The sequence below is a fragment of the Streptococcus mitis B6 genome (genome assembly GCF_000027165.1).
Lineage (GTDB): Bacteria > Bacillota > Bacilli > Lactobacillales > Streptococcaceae > Streptococcus > Streptococcus mitis_AR.
In genome coordinates, this window is record NC_013853.1 from 1,076,577 (window position 1) to 1,094,522 (window position 17,946).

17 protein-coding genes and 1 pseudogene are annotated in these 17,946 nt (G+C 31.6%); all 18 read right to left on the reverse strand.

The window, feature by feature from the left end:
- Positions 1-37 precede the first annotated feature (37 nt).
- Positions 38-568, reverse strand: a complete 531-nt coding sequence (locus tag SMI_RS05515) for a hypothetical protein (protein WP_000524647.1) — start codon at positions 566-568, stop codon at positions 38-40.
- A gap of 20 nt (positions 569-588) precedes the next feature.
- A complete protein-coding gene (locus SMI_RS11035) occupies positions 589-825 on the reverse strand; it encodes a hypothetical protein (protein WP_164925557.1) in 237 nt (78 codons plus the stop codon).
- Positions 822-3,167 carry an AAA family ATPase gene (locus tag SMI_RS05525; RefSeq protein WP_164925520.1) on the reverse strand — a complete coding sequence of 782 codons (2,346 nt, stop codon included), beginning with the start codon at positions 3,165-3,167 and terminating at the stop codon, positions 822-824. Before SMI_RS05525 ends, SMI_RS11035 begins: the two co-directional genes overlap by 4 nt.
- 64 nt (positions 3,168-3,231) lie before the next feature.
- Entirely contained in the window at positions 3,232-3,462 is a 231-nt protein-coding gene (locus SMI_RS05530; protein ID WP_000526381.1) for a hypothetical protein, read from the reverse strand.
- A 72-nt stretch (positions 3,463-3,534) separates the two neighbouring features.
- Complete coding sequence (locus tag SMI_RS05535; protein ID WP_000804276.1) at positions 3,535-4,485, reverse strand: helix-turn-helix transcriptional regulator; 951 nt, start codon at positions 4,483-4,485, stop codon at positions 3,535-3,537.
- Between the two features lie 396 nt (positions 4,486-4,881).
- A complete protein-coding gene (locus SMI_RS05540) occupies positions 4,882-6,693 on the reverse strand; it encodes a KAP family P-loop NTPase fold protein (RefSeq protein WP_000677374.1) in 1,812 nt (603 codons plus the stop codon).
- Between the two features lie 659 nt (positions 6,694-7,352).
- The gene (locus SMI_RS05545) at positions 7,353-8,057 is read right to left on the reverse strand and encodes an HAD family hydrolase (RefSeq protein ID WP_001039646.1); all 705 of its coding nucleotides are present in this window, start codon (positions 8,055-8,057) and stop codon (positions 7,353-7,355) included.
- Positions 8,058-8,109: 52 nt separating this feature from the next.
- Positions 8,110-8,676, reverse strand: a complete 567-nt coding sequence (locus tag SMI_RS05550; protein ID WP_000180154.1) for an HD domain-containing protein — start codon at positions 8,674-8,676, stop codon at positions 8,110-8,112.
- Positions 8,677-8,768: 92 nt separating this feature from the next.
- On the reverse strand, positions 8,769-8,993 hold the full coding sequence (locus SMI_RS05555) for a hypothetical protein (protein ID WP_000864436.1): 225 nt from the start codon (positions 8,991-8,993) through the stop codon (positions 8,769-8,771).
- A gap of 3 nt (positions 8,994-8,996) precedes the next feature.
- Positions 8,997-9,698, reverse strand: a complete 702-nt coding sequence (locus SMI_RS05560) for a hypothetical protein (RefSeq protein WP_000013904.1) — start codon at positions 9,696-9,698, stop codon at positions 8,997-8,999.
- Between the two features lie 322 nt (positions 9,699-10,020).
- Positions 10,021-11,019 carry an LEM-3-like GIY-YIG domain-containing protein gene (locus SMI_RS05565; protein WP_001109091.1) on the reverse strand — a complete coding sequence of 333 codons (999 nt, stop codon included), beginning with the start codon at positions 11,017-11,019 and terminating at the stop codon, positions 10,021-10,023.
- 250 nt (positions 11,020-11,269) lie between these two features.
- On the reverse strand, positions 11,270-12,106 hold the full coding sequence (locus tag SMI_RS05575; protein ID WP_000241895.1) for a hypothetical protein: 837 nt from the start codon (positions 12,104-12,106) through the stop codon (positions 11,270-11,272).
- 412 nt (positions 12,107-12,518) lie between these two features.
- On the reverse strand, positions 12,519-13,289 hold the full coding sequence (pezT, locus tag SMI_RS05580; RefSeq protein WP_000405352.1) for a type II toxin-antitoxin system toxin PezT: 771 nt from the start codon (positions 13,287-13,289) through the stop codon (positions 12,519-12,521).
- The gene (gene pezA, locus SMI_RS05585; protein WP_000579612.1) at positions 13,289-13,765 is read right to left on the reverse strand and encodes a type II toxin-antitoxin system antitoxin PezA; all 477 of its coding nucleotides are present in this window, start codon (positions 13,763-13,765) and stop codon (positions 13,289-13,291) included. The genes pezT and pezA overlap by 1 nt, the downstream gene beginning before the upstream one ends.
- A gap of 275 nt (positions 13,766-14,040) precedes the next feature.
- Positions 14,041-14,496: a hypothetical protein gene (locus SMI_RS05590; RefSeq protein ID WP_025173400.1), complete on the reverse strand. Its 456-nt coding sequence runs from the start codon at positions 14,494-14,496 to the stop codon at positions 14,041-14,043.
- A 267-nt stretch (positions 14,497-14,763) separates the two neighbouring features.
- Positions 14,764-16,509, reverse strand: coding sequence for a glycoside hydrolase family 13 protein (locus SMI_RS05595; protein WP_000423809.1), 1,746 nt, complete (start codon positions 16,507-16,509; stop codon positions 14,764-14,766).
- Positions 16,510-16,619: 110 nt separating this feature from the next.
- Positions 16,620-16,928, reverse strand: a pseudogene (locus SMI_RS05600) (phosphoribosylanthranilate isomerase); the annotation flags it as partial.
- A gap of 63 nt (positions 16,929-16,991) precedes the next feature.
- On the reverse strand, positions 16,992-17,873 hold the full coding sequence (locus SMI_RS05605) for a diacylglycerol/lipid kinase family protein (protein WP_000710090.1): 882 nt from the start codon (positions 17,871-17,873) through the stop codon (positions 16,992-16,994).
- Between the last annotated feature and the right edge of the window lie 73 nt (positions 17,874-17,946).

Sequence of the window (17,946 nt, forward strand, 5' to 3'; positions counted from 1 at the left end):
TGACTTAAGTATTTTAGAATCTATAAGATAAGAAAACCTAAATATTAAAATCACTTCGTTTTGTTTCAATAACTCTCATTGCCGCTTTAACTGCATGAAATTCATCAATCAGCTTCCCAAGAAGATGATAATTTTGTCTAGTTAGTCTTCCAGACATTATTTTTTGGGAAATTTCTTGGAAATTATATAAATGACTCTCTACACTTAATAACATTTCCTTAGCATCCTTTAAGTAATATTTTCTTGCTAAATTTTCAACTTCTTCTTTGAATGAGTCAACATTATATTCATGAATGGTAATCTTCTTTCCTTCCATAATAACATCATTCGCCTCATAACAAGTAATAAATTTTTGTTCGATTGTATTACATACAAAAATTACTCCATAATCCGAAACATATTTTTTCTCTTCTGGTCGTTGTTCTACCGTCGAATCATAAATAGTTAAGCTAGCAATTTGCCTTCCAACCCATTTGGAAAGAGAGTCTGCATTCACCTCAAATCGTTCCTGAGCTCTTTGTGCAAAATGATCCGTCCATGTATACTGTGGTGCATAAGAAAGTCCCATACTCTTCCTCCTCTCAGTGATTATTTCTTCAAGACTTCAAAAAGTAATTCAACTCCATCAGAATATACAACTACCTTGTCTCCTTTATTGAGACAACCATTGATGATTAACTCTGACAATGGTGTTTCAACTAATTTTGTAATACCTCTCCTAATTGGGCGAGCACCGTTTTCAGGATCATATGTTTTTCTCGCAAATAATTCGATTGCATCTTCGGAAAATTCCAGTTCATAACCACTATCCTTAATGATGTTTATTTCTTTTCAAGTAATAATTTTGTAATTTGAAGAATTGATTCTTCCGTAAAAGGTTTAAAGGTTACAATTTCATCTATACGATTTAATAATTCTGGACGGAAAAAATTTTGAACAGCTTCCATTGTCTGTTCTCGGATGGTTTGTTCAGATTGTTCTTGCGTTTCAATTCTTGAAAAACCAACCTTTTTATCTTTTTTAATGGCATTTAAACCTAGATTAGAGGTTAAAATAATAATCGTATTGGTAAAATCAACTTTTTGTCCCATAGCGTCCGTTAGGATACCATCATCAAAAACTTGTAACATTAAATCATAGACTTTAGGGTGAGCTTTTTCAATCTCATCAAGAAGTACAACTGCTTTCGGATTTCTTTTAACTGCATTTGTCAAAACTCCTCCTCTACCAAATCCCGCGTAACCTGGAGGAGCACCAATTAATTTTGAAACTTCATGTTCTTGTTGGTATTCTGACATATCCAATCGAATAAGATCCTCTACTGAGCCTGTTAGCTCTTCTGATAATATCTTTGCTGTTTCTGTCTTACCTACGCCACTAGTACCTAGGAACAAAAAGACACCGATAGGACGTTTAGGATTTCTAAATCCTGTTTTTGAACGAATTACAGCTTCTGCAATCGAATTTGTAGCATCTGATTGACCAATAACTTTTTCTGCTAAAGTATTTTTTAAATTGGAAAGACGAAGTAACTCTTGTCCCTCTGCTTCTTTTCCAACCTTCATATCTTGTTCCTTAACTTCAACACCTGCTTTTTGTTCTACTGCTTTCTTTATGTCAGCTTTTGAAATTTTAAGCTCATACTTACTAACAGTTAAGTTGTTGCGAGCTCCTAGAAATTCACCAAGTTTATTTTCAAGTCTTTCTCTTATTTCTTCTATAGCCTCCTCATTGTATTCAATAGCTTGTGCTTTTTCCAATTCTTCCTTTAACTCATTGACTTCATTTTGGTAATCTCTAATTAGAGTTACTTCTTGTTTAGCTTCAATACGGACCAAAGCACCTGCATTATCAATGATTGTAAAGGCGGAATCGGGAAGTTTTTCTCCTTTTAAATACTTCTTAGCAAGTCTCACTGCTAATTCGATTGTATCTTGTTCAAAATTTACATGATGGAAATTTTCATATGCAGGTGCAATTGTCTCAACAATTTTCACTGTATCTTCGATACTTGGTTCCTCTACAATTACTTTTTCAAAGCGACGTACAAAAGCAGTGTCACCTGAAACATATGTATTCCACTCTGACGGAGTGGTTGCTCCAATAATTCGAAAATCTCCCCGTGCCATTAAAGGCTTGAATAAATCTGTTAAAGATTTGGCTCTTCCTAACATATGAATTTCATCAACAAACAAGATAATATCTTTTTCTCGCTTCATTTCTTCTATGAATCTATTGATACCTTCACTTGTATAACTATTCAGTGCTGCGTACAAATCATTTAAATTAAATTGAAGAATTTTCTTTCCCTTAAGAGATAAAACCTCATCTCTAGAGATACGCATAGAAATACCGTCTACAATAGCCGACTTACCTACGCCTCCATCTCCTAGTAGCACTACGTTGTTTTTATCTCTACGTGTGAGGGCAATCTCCACTTTTTGAATCTCATCATCACGTCCGACAACCTCCATTAACTCTCCATTACGAGCCTTCAAAGTGATATCCGTAGCTATATCATTTAAAAGAGAGTAATCTGGATTTGATAATTTAGAGGAGATATGTGCTGCTCTTTTTTCTTTGCTGGCTCTATCTCTCTCCGCTTTTCCATCTGTTAGCACCCGGAATCTAAACCATGAATTTGTAAAAACATCTAATAATCCATCTTCTGAGTAACTATTTCTACCACTTAACAAGTATTGTTTGTAAATTAAGTGATTTGCATTTGTTTCCTGCTCTTGGGAAATTCCAGATAGAATCCAATAAGAATCAATGACACAATCAGGAGAATTTTGCAAGCGCATCTCTTCAGCAAAATCAAAGATAGATTTCATATATTCAGACATTGGAAATTCATCACATTCAGCAAAATAGTAAGAAGAGGGTGCTTCTTTTATGATTTCTACAGGTGAAGAAGTAATTTGATTATGGATTATCTTTCTTTTAGAAAAAGCTACTAATTCTTCGCTCTCAATATTGATAGGTTGTCTACTTCCAATCCTTTTTCCATTAGCAAATTCCTTTAACAATTTGCCTTTTGTTAAAGAATAATATCCTAAAGCATATCCTATTCCTGTATCCTGTACATCAAATAGACTAAACAGAATATCCTGACTCTCTATCACTTTATACTCTTTTTGAAGAATACGATTAGGCAATGCTTTCAAAGCAAGTTTTAATTGGCGACTAACTTTATATTTTACAATATGTTTTTTGTCATATTATTTCCCCTTACAATAATTTTTTTAGTGTTTCCTTAGCATTTTCATCAGGACATAGTGATTCTGAATACTCACCCTTTACATGCCAAGCAAGAAAATTTCCGTCTGCTAAGTGTCTTAAATCTGCTAAAGATAGCAAAATCATTTCACCACCAAAAAAATCATCATGAAACTCTTCTACTTCTTCTATATTTTTAAACCATTCTATTTGAAACTCAGATTTCATATAAAAGTTACCCATCTATTGTTACCTTCTTTCCTTATCTGTATCTCTATTATAAACGAAGAGGTAGACAAAAAAATGTCTACCTCTTCATTTTTTATAAATTTTTAATGTTTTTTCAAGAGATTCTTGTATTTCTTCAATCAAATCTGGAGGATCTAAAAGAGTTACTGCTTCACCTTGTCCTAGAATCCATCGTTTGAGACCTGGTGTGTCTTGACTTGTAATTTTTACTTTTATTTCATCATAATTCTCAGAAAGAATTTCATGCTCTGGAAACTGATCTAAAACAATTTCAGCATTTCCTTTATAGATTAAGGTAACATAAATTTTTGTTCCTTCAAAAGCATCTACTTTTTGATTTCGAACCTCCCCATCTTTATACTTATCCTTATGTGAAATCACTGGTTTCTTTTTATCAGATTTACTAAGAGTCTCAATTCTGTCAACACGATACGTTGTATGCTTTTCATGTTTCAAATGGTAAGCAACCAGATAAAAATAGTGAGCATCATAATAGAGGGAAACAGGAAAAATGATGTGGCTTTTGACATCTTTTAACGGAGCTTTATACTCTATTTCGAGCATTTGCTCCCTACGAATAGCTTCCGACAAAATACAAATTGTATCAATCCTGTCCTTGTCATTAGTCAGTGATTTATAGTTAAAACGCTCACTGCCAATAATGGCTTCTATCTCTTTTTTTTCTTCTCTTGAGAGTAAAGATAGAAGACCATCAAGCAATGAATTTAGTTCGGATTTATTTAGTGCATGATTCTCCAAAAGAATTTTTGAGATTACTAAAATATCCTTTTTATTAAAAGTTGTTTTAGCAATTAAACGATAGGTATTATCTGAAGTATCGAATTTTATCTCTGTATTTGATATAAGATGATCTTGCAAAAAACTTTTCAAAGTACTTATATACCTTTGTGCAGTCCTATTATCAATCTCATATTTCTCACTTAATTGAGCTTTTGATAGCCTCTCGCCTGCTTGTAAACGGAGAAAAATTGCTAAAAGTCGTTCTTGTGGTTTCATATCTTACTAATCGATTCTATTAATTTAAAATAATTTATTGAAATCTTTATTTTCTAAAGCTGATAACATAAATACAACTTCACTTTATTTTTTCATATATTCCTCTAAGGTTTCCTGAACTAAATGTTTAAAACTACTATTACTTATTCTTTTATTATTTTGATATTCATTTCATCAACAATATCAGTCTACCATATTCCATAGACAATTAATGTCTATATATAAAATTTCGTCAAGATTTTATTAATCTGTATCAACTACAAAACCAAATCATATAGCGTGTTATTTAATTTTTTAGGAAAAGATAATTTAAAACAGAAATCATCTTTTCATCAGTCTCTATTTGCACATGATTACTAATTTACAAATTTATAGTTTAGTTATTTTTAAATTTATTTAATCATTCAAGATTTTATTTGCCTTAGATAATAGTTTATTTAAGTTATCTCTAAAATTCATCTCAAATTCGTGATAAAGTTCTTCACTTCGCAAGTCACTAGCTAAAATATTATCTTTTATCTTTTCTACTAATTTGTTATTAACAACAATTGCCATTCCATCATTAAGCATTCGACCGTGCGTATCCCCTGAAATATAAATAAAATTTGATTTATTATGTGAAGAGTATATGTTTAGACCTTGTCCTTTTCCCCTTGTTAATCTGATTCTATCGAATTCATTTGGAATAGAAATAAATTTCTCAGATAATGGAGCTTCTCGTTTTTCTCGTGTTTCTTTACCGAATAACTCTGGCTTTTTAAGATCAAAGTAATTTTCATCACCAACTAAAGTATTAAATAGTTTACGAATTACAAACTGCACATCTTCGTTTGGAGCATGATTTTGTTTTTTCTTATCTGCTGTAATTGTATCTGTATTTCCAATTGAAACTGCATTTGAAAATGTCATTTTTTCGATTAGTTTGTTAAATTGTTCCATGGTTAATCCTTGTTCATTATATCCAAGTAATTCCTTCAAAGTTCTATAGAAATTGGTAAAATCATCTCTATCCTTCTTATCTTTAAATGTAAATTTTCCAAGAAGTGATACTAATGAATTATAATCAACTTCATCATCTAATAATTCAAAAGAATTTTCTAATAAATCTATCAAGTAAGATTCTATATCATCGCTATTCTCAGGACTATTATTATATGCTGTCAATAAATAGTTGTATGCTTCCTCGAATCTTAATTGGAAACATACCATTGCTAATATCATCAATTTTTCATCATGGTCTACTTTGTCTCCATTATTGATATACATTAAGAGGCTGACTGAATTAAAAAGTCTATTAATGCTACGAGGATTATTTCCTATAGAATATCTAATTAATTGAGTAATTGTTTCTAATTGATTTCTTTCTTTATTATTTTTATCAAAACAAAAATCAAGTTTTTTAAGTGAGGATTCAATAAAATTCTGCAAATCATAATTTGCTACTGGTACTGTAAATGGAACTTGAATAATTTTTTCAAAGAAAGCTTTCCCCTTTTCATCATCTAAATCTTTACCATATTTACTTTTTGCACCTTTAACAACAACATTATAATCTATAGCCAATACAAAGACGCAATGTTCACAGTCTAAAAATAATTTTAAAACTTCTAAAAGTTCTATGGCCTTTTCAGGAACTAAACGATCCAGGTCGTCAATAAAAATAACTATTCGGTCACTTTTATTTTCCTTAATGGCATCATTAATAATGTCTTGTAAGTTTTCTTTTAAGTGCTTGATATCATCAGTTCTCTCACCAAAACCTATGATTAAATCTTGAAATTTTTCAGTTAATTTTTCGCCATTTAGTATGCCAAAGTCTAAATTTACATATTCTAAGCCTTTAGATAGCGCACCTTTTGCTTTTTTAAAAAACTGTTTCTTTTTTGAATCTTCTACATTCAACTCACTAATTAAATCTGTAATTAATGCTACTGCTAAATTATTTCCCATATCAAACTGTGAGTATTGCCAAGTGTTGAAAAAAATAGTTTGAATTTTTTTATCTTGTTTTTCAGGATTTAATCTTTTTTCAACTTGGTACATAATACTGGTTTTTCCAGTACCCCAGTCTCCTTGAATGGCAACCGTTAAGGGTGTTTCACACTCAATAATAAAATTTGATAAACCATTAATATAGTTCTCAATGCTAAATTTGTCATCATGGGTAGGACTATCAGAAAATGAGCCACTCATAAGCAATCCTTTCATAAATATAAAAATAAGACAAATCACTCCGTAATAGAGTGATTAAACATATATATTGAATCTTTTTTGTTTTTAGCAAGATTCGATTATTTTTTGATAACATATTTATTAAAAAACTGTACTTCCCCCTCACATAATAAATGCAACACCTATATCAGATGTATTTTTGAATGAACTCTTACAAGCTAAATTAAAATCTACGTTAAAGACTATGATCACATTCTAAAATTGTGCAATAAGTTGTAAGTGTTTTCACATCTATTCTATTGTTTATTTTACCATAAATATAAACTATGAGCAATTTATATCCGATTAAATACCTATTGGTATACTCAATTAAATTCTTACCAGCTCAAATTTTTAAACATTATTTTCTAATAGCTGAAATCTAATGTCTTAGTTGTTAAAATTAATAATCTTTCCAAAACACATAGGAACTATTCTCTAAGTTAATAATCTGTTTAAAATAAGTTGAATCATCCACTTCATAATAATCTATGTTATCAAAATTAAAGTAGTCACACTCAAACTCTTCAGATTGTTTTTGAATTTCTAAAAAATATCGAGAATAATTTTTAGAATCCCTTATTCCTATCTCTATACTTTCAATACGGTCAAGATCTTCTCTTGGATAGTAATTTTCTATAAATTAATTCGCAGCTTTAATAAATTCCATGCGCGACCTCATCTAGTTTATAAATCACATCTTTTCTCTCAATAATGATTTTACAGTCTAGTTTCTCTTCTGTAATCTTGTCTAATAATTTCTTGTTTGGATTTATTGCTGTCGGAAAGCCTACGGATTGAAGCATTGTAAAATCACCAGTTGTATCTCCATAAGCATAGGAGTGTTCGAAATCAATAAACAATTTTTTCAAGACCTGTAATTTTGAAGCTGAATCCCACATCGGTATCACTTCTCCAGTGTACTTATTATCACGTTGAAGATAATTTGTTGCATACCAGATATCAGCGCCTAATTTTTCGGCCATTTTTGAAACTAAGAAATCGGGAGAGCCCGAAATAAATATAATTTGGTGTCCCTGTTCTTTATGCCATTTGATTTTATCACGAGTGTATCGATAAAGTTTTTTACTTTCTTTTTCAATGACTTTTTTGGCAACAAAATCAATATCAAGTACATCTTTATCTGCAATATATTTTGTATAAAGTTTTGCAGCAATATAGAGATAGTCATCATAGTCTAGTTCTCTATTTTCCCAAGCATTTTTGTGAAATTTAATTTCAGTATTGACACTATTTGGAAATACATCATAGGAAACACACTTTTCCATATGCTTTAAAAGTAAGGAATCTCTAAAAATTGTTCCGTCGATATCAAATATAGCTGCTATTGGTTTATTCATTTGTGTCCTTTCTATTTACGTTTAATTAAAAGATAATTTTAAAAACATATTTTTAATTGTTATAAAATAAAAGCTTTAAAATTTCTTTATAGTTATTTAAAATATCTTTATTTTTCGAAAATAAATCTTGGTTATTTTTAAAGATTTTATAAAACTCGTTAAAGTACCATCGTTGTTTTTTCGGATCCTTTGAATTAAAACGGTCCCATAGTAAACCACCAATTATTAAGTAATCTTGATACAGTTCCATTAAATTCGCTAATTTATCAGAAAAAGTTACAAGTAAAACTTTTCTTAGCGACTCATCTTCTTCTACTTCTCGAAATTTTGCTAATTGAAGCTCTTTACGAGTTTGCCAATCTTTAATTGATTTATCTTCAGATTCCAAAGACATATATGAATAAATTTCATCATTAAATTCTTGTTTAATATCTTCAAGACTGACATCGGTATCTTCAACAGTATCGTGTAACCATCCGGTAGCAATAATATTAGAATCTTCTGTTAGGGTTTCTAATATATTATTGACCAAAAATAAGTGAAATGAATAAGGTGTGATTTTCCCTTTTCTTGTTTGATTTTTGTGAGCAGTTAATGCGAATTCTTTGGCATTTGTCATAAAACTATTTCCTCCTTTTGTCTCTGTTGAATATATATTTTTTATTGCACTTTTAAATTTAAAAATTTAGTAAAGTTAATCAACAACATACACTATTCTTCTGGAAGACATTCTACTAAATCTAAACCTTGGTTTACTAGAAATTCAAACATCTTTTTAGATAAATGAAGTTCATTGTTATGGAGATAAATCTTTTCATTTTCATCTTCCTTATAAGCATACGCTGGCACATGAACCACTTTCCTACCTTTGACTGTAACAAAATATAATTTTAAAATTTCAAATAATCTATTTGGATTATTAATAATAACTTTCATTTTTTACTCCTTATTCTTTTCTACAAATTCTTTTAATTCAGGAATGGATGATTCAAGTGATTCTAAGAAAAAGAAGATTTCTTCTTTTTCTTGTTGCTTTTCTAAAATAGGGACAATTCCATCTTTATGTTTTAAATAAAATTCATTTCCTCTTAAATAATCATCATAGTAATCAAGCAAAAATTGAACGGAAACAATTTCATCACATTCATAGTATCCATAAACTATTAGGTTTTCTGCTGTGTAAGGTAGTTCCTTTATGGTTTTAACATCTATACTTATATCTTTTGTTTTTGAATTATATGTAATTGTTGCTTCTTGTTCCTTAACAAAATTCTGACTAGCTTCAGCATCTACATACTCAAATTTGATTTGAATATCTTGACTACAAACATATTCCTTCATTTGTCTTATAAGAACATCATCTGTATCTTGAAATAAAGTACAATCAAAAAAGTCATCTATATTATTCTCAAAACACCATCTACCCTCAGCAGTAAACCACATGTTGCATATATAATAACCATTTTCTTGAGTTGTTCTTGAGGAGACTATATCTGATATGTTAGATTGGCTATCTATAATATCAGTTGGATAATAAACATACTTATTTCTTTCTTCTTGAATCAATAGAAAATACTCTATAGTTTTAAGATTTGATGCTTTGATATAAACTCTGCCATGTGCTTCTGATGAATTTGCCATATATCATTTACCTTCTTTCTCTTATGTCTATATAAGTATTATACATCATAAGGTAGACATATTTTGTCTATGGTATAAAATTTTTTAACAAATCAAAAACACATAATACAAGGCATTAAAAAGCATTGATACTACGTGTCTTGACATAAAAATATTGACTTTAATTAAATTCTAATAAAAGACTATACAGAAGTTTAAAAATGAAATGGTTAACAAAATAATATTTTGACGTTTATACAATGGAATCATATTTTAAGAAGATAGATTGCTTTAAACTTACTACAATTAATTAAAAAAGTTATTACGAGATCTAGATTTAAAGCTATTTAAGATCATTATAGATAACAGATGCTTGATTATCAATAGATTTAAATTCTTTAACAGATTTAGTGAATTTAGGGATGTTAATAATTCGCTTATTTAGACATTGAGCAAGGTGTTGAGGTACATCTGATCCATCCCAGTTACCATAAAAGAAACTTCTATTTCTCCATTTATCTAAAGATTTCTGGGGAAATTCTGAATTAGAGAAACTGCGTTTATATAATTCTGGATAATCTTTTTTTAAATCCTCTATATTAGAATATTTCACAATAGTTTCTTCACTAGTTTCTATTTTACCCCCTTCTTTCCTTCTTGGGAAAGGATACTCTGAGGAATGTTCGTAAGCTTTCTTCCAACCTTGAATTTTATAAACACCAACACAAACACCACGGTATAAGGCAAGAGCATACTCTAAGTCTTTTTTACGTGATTCAGAAATATTCCAAACACCACGTACATTGTGATAAATATCTTCTGTAGTGTCATCAGCTTGAAAACTACTATTGATTTTAATGAGTACACATTTCTCCTTAATTGTTGAAAAATCAAAATCAGATAAGGCGTAGTTGTCAATAAAGTTTTCAATTGATCTAGCCTGAATCAGTCCATCTTTGGAGATTGTTGTTTTTTCTCTTTTTGACGCATGTCCACTAACTATATTTGTTAACTCTTCATCCTCTTTTGAAAAATTGATAAGATTAATTAATGCCGATTCAGCCATAAAAGCTTCGTGCTCTGTTAAACCAAATTTAATGATTACAGGTATAATTTTCCCCTTATGTTTTCTAATAATTTGAATTTTTTTACTAATTTGTATATTTTCTTCTTGAGCTACTTCTGTCAGTGCTTCATCAATATGTGATATTAGGCGAGTTCCTTCTCCCTTACCAATATAGAAAGGTAGTTGCTTACCTTCTTCATAGAGTCCGTAAACATAGTATTTGTCATTTTCATTTTTAGTCGCACCAGTAATATCATTTAATTTTTGATAATTCATTTTTTTGCTCCTATTTAAATATATTATAAAAGTTCTGCTTCACACTATTAGAAATTAATTAAAATAATCCACTTATTCTACCTTCTTTCTGATTCTGAACTATTTATCAGTTAAACTACTATATTTTCTTTAAAATCAAGTAAAATCCTAGAGAATAATCTAAATAAATTTGGGGACAATATATAGGTTTACTAATAACTACACAATACAGTATTTACGATAGCATTAAAAAGAGTCTGTTATATTTATTTTATGGATCTTTAAATAATTTGCTCAAAGTTTCTGAAAATTCTTCTGTAGCATAAATTTTAGCTTTCCCATCTCCTTTTAATAAGCATCTAGCTCTTACTGAAGCGGCCCGTGGACTAGTAGAACGATAACATGTTTCATAAGTTTTTAATTCAGGAATAGCGTTACCCCATTCAGCATAACCACGCGCAATAAGAATAGTTACAGGTGACTTGCTTTCATCTGCAATTCTTTCTTTAATCAAATTAAATAAAAATTGTTGAGTAGGAAGATATCCTTTTTTCTTAACTAGAGTAGTGATTTTTCCATCATATCTATTAGAATGATAAGGGAAAAACTCGGCTAGAGCGATATGTTTTGTAAACCAGTCTACATGCTTTTTATAATCGTCGTTTGTTTTAAACAAATCACCCATACCAGCATCTTCGAACCAGAACTTAAATTTAGCTGCTGTAAATCCGAGTTTATCACCTTCATCAAGTTCAAAGGCATGGAACCCTACTTTTTTTAGTTGTAAACTGTCTAAGCAAGTTTGCTGATAATCTTTATTGTTGTTATAAAGTTTTTCATATTCATCGCTATAACCAGGATTTTTAGCTAAAATAATAACATCCGCATTTTTAATATCCCCTACAAATTGTTGAGGATAGAAATTTAAGTGTAATGCAGTTTTATCATCTTTTTCAGTTTTTAGTATTGTTTGAATAATTTCCCAATCATCATGGGCAACAATAGCTTCTTTGCCTTTGTGAGTTGTTGTTAGAATGTCATTCCAGGGATTTTTAGTTGTAGTCATTTCTTTTTCAGCTTTTTTTGTAGAATAACTATATTTTACCATGTTTTAATATCAAATACAAAAATAGATTTTATTAATATGTTTTCGATTATAAAAGAAGCTGAGTAAAAAAACACTTGTTAATATCAATAAGTAGGACATTATTTACGTCCCCTTTCACACCACCGTACATGACGTTCGGCATACATCAGCTCTACTAAACTGTAACGAACTCCCTCATTTTTCAGTCTACAAATTATTTTCAATACTGTAGAACAGATAGAATTAACTAAGAAGTATAAGACTAGTACAATAAATTGTAAGTATTTTGAGAACAACGATTAATAAAAAAAGAATGACGGTGAGATTTATTACTTTTAATTATACTCACTTTGTTAGTTTAATTTAAAGCCATTTTTTGACCATAATCTAAGAGATAGCAATTTTTAATAGGCTTTATTTTAAAATTCAAAATCTAACAACCATTTCGATTAGTTAAATCTTTCAATCTTTCCTCTCCAGATCTAAGCATCTCTTTCTCCACTTGATTCCATTCTCCAAATAGTAAATCATGTAGAACGGTTGCTGCTGAAGTTGTATTTTCTTTTGAATCATATACACAACTTCTATCTCGTTGGTAAATTTGAATTCTTTCAAAGATAGCTAGTTCTTCCAATTGCCGTGTATTATCAACTAGATGATTTACAATGAAATCATGATGTTCTTTTGGAGTTGCGCGTGCTTGAGTTGGATTGATAGAGTACAGTTCTTCGTATCGGATAAGAGTGCTCAGATAGGACAATTCGGGCTTTGTTGCAATTAAGGCTAATTGTACTTCATATCCCTTACTTTTCAAGAGTTGTGCTGTTTTCTTTGGAACATCAATAGTTCGTAAAGTTCCCTCTATCAAAAGATTGTATCCCAAATGACTCAATTCTGTTACTAAAGACTCTACCATTTTACCTGCAAAATCTTTGGTGTATTCTACACTATCTTTGCCATATTCTTGCTGCAGTTCTAAATAGTGTGGATGTTGAGAGCGAAAACTATCGCCATCTATGATAACAATATTTCCTTGAAATTCTTTCTGTTTAATACGATGAATTGTAGTCTTACCAGCACCACTTTGCCCTCCAAGCAAAATCGCTATAGGTTGCTTACTGGACTTTTTTCCTCTTGTCAGAGAACGAAGATTCCGTGCTAAAGCATGTTTGAATTCACTATCAGTATAATCTTGGATTTCCATTAAGCTACCATCCGCTTTTCAGATATCTCTAACATACGTTCAATTCCATCCAAATAACCGCTATATCTCTCTATTTCATCAAAAGTTTCTACTAAATAGATATTCGTATGAATCAAGTCAGATAAATCATCACTCATTAAAATCCAAGGATTAGATTCATCATCAATGCTAATTCCCTGACTATCTTGATAGCGATAGAGTCGAGATAAAAGATTAGCACCTCTTTCTTTCACAATTTCAATTTTTAAAGTCAATTCATAATCTTCAACAGGATTGAGCATTTTATCTTCTCCTACAATATCGACATAAGATACATTAAACTTCTGACAGATGATATCTATTAGTTCCGTAGAGACTGAACTAGTTCCATTTTCATAACGACTCAAGCTATTTCGAGAAATTCCTATAATTCGTGCAAATTCGGGTTGTGTTAAGTCATGTGTTTTACGTAAGGATTTTATGTTCTTTCCAATCATGGCAAACTCCTTTATTTTTATAATTCAATTATAGCATAAAAAAGTATAACGCACCAATTTTGGTGCGTTATACTTTTTTTCTAGCCTAAACTTTACTTCTAAAAAAGCCACCTAAAGAGCCATAAATATTTATACTTGTATTATTAGGCCATTAGTAAAGCGTATCCAACATCTCAATAAAGTGTTGTTTTTACTGATATTTTAACTATATTGTATAGTCTACTATTTAAATCTCAATTGGGATATTTTATAGAATACCCAAAATTCAACAATAACTAAAAGTAAGATTCCATTGTATTTCCTTGTTGATCTTTCATATCACGAATTTTATTTTTCAGAAGATCAAAGTTACAAATTTCATCTCTAATATCGTTATCCGCTCTGTAGCCATTAATCATCTCAGTTAGAGTTTTCCCTTGACTACCATTCTTTATAGTGGTATTCACTCTTTTTATCTTGATATCAAAAGGCTCATATGTTTTATACTTAATTACTTCGTCTTTAAAATCAAATAAAGGTGTATCCGGTTTAGCATCCCATAAGATAATCAACCACATTATCGCATTATAAAGCTGTTTTGCAGTTTTATTCCACTCTTCAGGTTGTAAATTTCCACTCCCTCTATTGTAATGTTCTTGTCTATTATTTACATGAGAATTACCTACAAGCGGATTAAAAAGAGGTAGCCCTTTGTGATTAATTAGTTCTAAAAAATCCCTTGCCGCACCCATGCCACACTGAATAACTTCCTTCTTGCCATCAATTTTACTCTCAGCGATAAATACATAATATTCATCTTCAATAGTTGCTCCTGCATCACTATGTTTTTGTTGATTTGCTAACAGTTTAATATGTGCTTCAGGCTGAACTTCAAAATCTCTAACAATTCTTTGTCTTGTTTCATGTCCTCTACAATTCATATAAGTTCTCCTTTACAAGTTTAGTAACTAGCCTTATTATACTATACAAGTTGAGTAAAAAATCATAACCTTCATCAACTAGTTTTTGAAAATCACAAATCCTTTTGGAGAGATGACAAGCTGATTCTCCAATTCTTGGCAATTACTTGCTAGTGCTACTGCTTCTTTTTGTAAATGATAATCTTCCTTTGATTGGTTGAAAATCGCTTTGAGAATTTGCCCTTCATATTTCCACTGCAAAGCTACTACATCAGCTTTGATTTCTTGAAGGCTATACTTGCCATGCGAAATGATTACTGACGCGTAATTCCGAATCTTAATTAGCTTCTTCATAAAGTTCAGCATATCATTGTCACTTGATACACGTTCCCAAGGCATACAACGTCGACAATCTGGGTCTGGACCGCCAGTCATGGATAACTCTGTTCCATAATAGATGCAGGGTGTTCCTTTTTGTAAAAAGAGAAAGGCTAGGGCTGATTTAACCAGTTGCACATCCTCATTGGCCGTCCACAAGATTCGCTCTGTATCATGTGAATCCAAGAGATTAAACATGACCTCTGAAATCTGCTGCTTGTAATACATAGACTGGCCATTGATTTCATCGATGAATTGGTCAGTCTTCTTAACACCTCGTAAGAAATAGTCCTTGATACTATCAGATAAAGGATAATTCATGACGGCATGGAACTCATCGCCATTTAGCCAAGGCTGAGCCGTATGCCAGACTTCTCCAAGGATATAAAGATCGGGCTTTTTAGCTAAAACTGCTTTTCGAAAATCCTTCCAAAACTGATGATCAATCTCATTAGCCACATCCAAACGCCAAGCATCGATATCAAACTCTTCAATCCAATAAGTCGCAACCTTTAAAAGATAGTCCTTGACCTCTGGATTGGCTGTATTTAGCTTAGGCATATAGTCCTCAAAACCAAAAGCATGATAAGGTAAGTCTCTCTTATTAGCAAGCTTAGCAGTCGTCACTGGGAATTGTTGAATATGGAACCAATCCTTATAAGCAGATTGCTCACCATTTTTGACAACATCTTGCCATTGAGGAGATTGCGAACCAATATGGTTAAATACAGCATCCAGCATAATTTTCATACCACGCTGGTGAACTTGCTCGACCAGCTCCCGAAAGGACTCTTTATCCCCAAAATGACGGTCAATTTCAAAGTAATCTGTCGTATTGTACTTGTGATTGCTTGTAGATTCAAAGATGGGACAAAGATAGAGTCCAGTAATTCCCAAGTCTTGCAAGTAATCCAGATGGTCAATAATCCCCTGTAAATCACCACCAAAGAAATCATCACTATTAGGTGTGATAGATGGATCCCAGTCTAAAGTCCCTTCTGGGTTTAATAGAGCATTTCCATTAGCAAATCTCTCAGGAAATATCTGATACCATACTGTATTTGAAACCCAGTCAGGAACCTGACATGCATCAATCTCATGTATATAAGGCAACTTAAATCCATTTCCAATAGCATGAAGATTTTCTAGAGAATTTTCCACACACCCTTTATCGCCATACAAAATACTTTGACCTTCTGTATCCTTGAGTTCAAAGAGATACTGGATACGTGCAAAGTCAACTGACACTCCAACCTGCCAATAATCAAATAAGACGTCAGAAGTTATCTTGGCCATTTTCTTTGTATCTTGATAAAACTCCTCCATAAAAATAAAAGGGTCAGCATAATGCAAGTTGATGCTTTCAATGTCCCCTTTCTTAGTTCGAATCCGAATATGAAGTTTCTTATCCTTGTAAAGATAGGCATACTCTGACTCAGGCCTATGGTAAATAACACTTAATTCCATTAATTTGTCTCCTAGAGTTTTAATTCCAATTTTACGCAAACGTTTTCATAATTGTGATTCTAGTATACTACTTTCGTATTTTATTTTCAAGGCTTGTCCGTAGATTCTACAGGTAAAGAATCGATACTTCCGAATTCAACTCTCAGTCCATCTTTTTGGAATTCATGCTCATGAATATCTATTAAGGCGTAGCCTAAGTGTTTCATCACTTTCATTATCTTGTCCCACTCATAAATTCTGAGATGATCGGGTGCTTCCCAACCTCTAGGGTCACCAGGCACATGAATGTCAATGTCAGACGGCCCCCATTCTTCATTTGATCGGTATTCAAACCCCAAAGACCCCATGAGCGTCGGAGTGATTCCGATTTTGTTTAAATGAGAACAAATTGTTCGAAATTCATCAAATAGAGAATTCATTCCTCCTCCAATCGTTGATATAGAACTCAATTGCGTTGTGAATAATAAACTAATTTTTACCTTCTACTCTTTCGGTTTTGAAAATACTTCAACTCGCTGAGCTAGAACTTTGATTTCTACAGGTAGGTTATCCGATTTATCGCCATCAACGTCTGACTCCAACTCACTATCTGAAGAGATTTTAATATTACGCGCTCTGATATACTCAATATTATCATTGCCGACAACATCTCCTTTTAGTAAATCAGGAATAACGGATAATTTGGAGAATAGAGACGCATCTTTCAGAATCAAAATATTGGCATAACCGTCCTTGTTTTCTTCAAAGATTTTCTTATCAGCGAAGTAATTTGTCAAGAGAACCAAAACATGGCTAGCTTCACCAACATAATTTCCATTTTCTGTCTCCACCTTAATGTTAAATACCTGATCCGTCATAACAGACTTCATGGTATTTACAGCATAGGCTAAAATACCGAATTTTGTCTTATCCTCGATTTCAACATTGTGAATCGCTTCAGGTAGAGAACCGATACTAAAAATATAACCAAAATAATTGTCATTCGCTTTTCCGATATCAATCTTATTGGTTAAATCAAAATCCAGTTCATCAATTGCACCATCGATGTCTTGATTGATTTCCAACAGTTTTGTAATGAGGTTTCCCGTCCCACCTGGGATAATCCCTAACTTAGGAATGTAGTCTCTCTCAGCAATACCTGAAATAACTTCGTTGACAGTCCCATCTCCACCAAACACAACCACTGCATCGTAGTGCTCACGAGAAGCTTCTTCAGCAAAATGTGTTGCATCCAGCGCTTTTTCGGTAATTTTGGTTTCCACTTGCTCAAAGTATTCTTTTGCTTTATTCTCCAGCTTTTCTTTGTAATCCAAAGCCTTCTCGCCACCAGAAGTAGGGTTGATAATTAACATTGCCTTTTTCATTAATTTCTCCTTAATTTTAAATAGAAATGTTTACATTTCGCCATATGCAAGTAAATGTAATCCTATTATACAA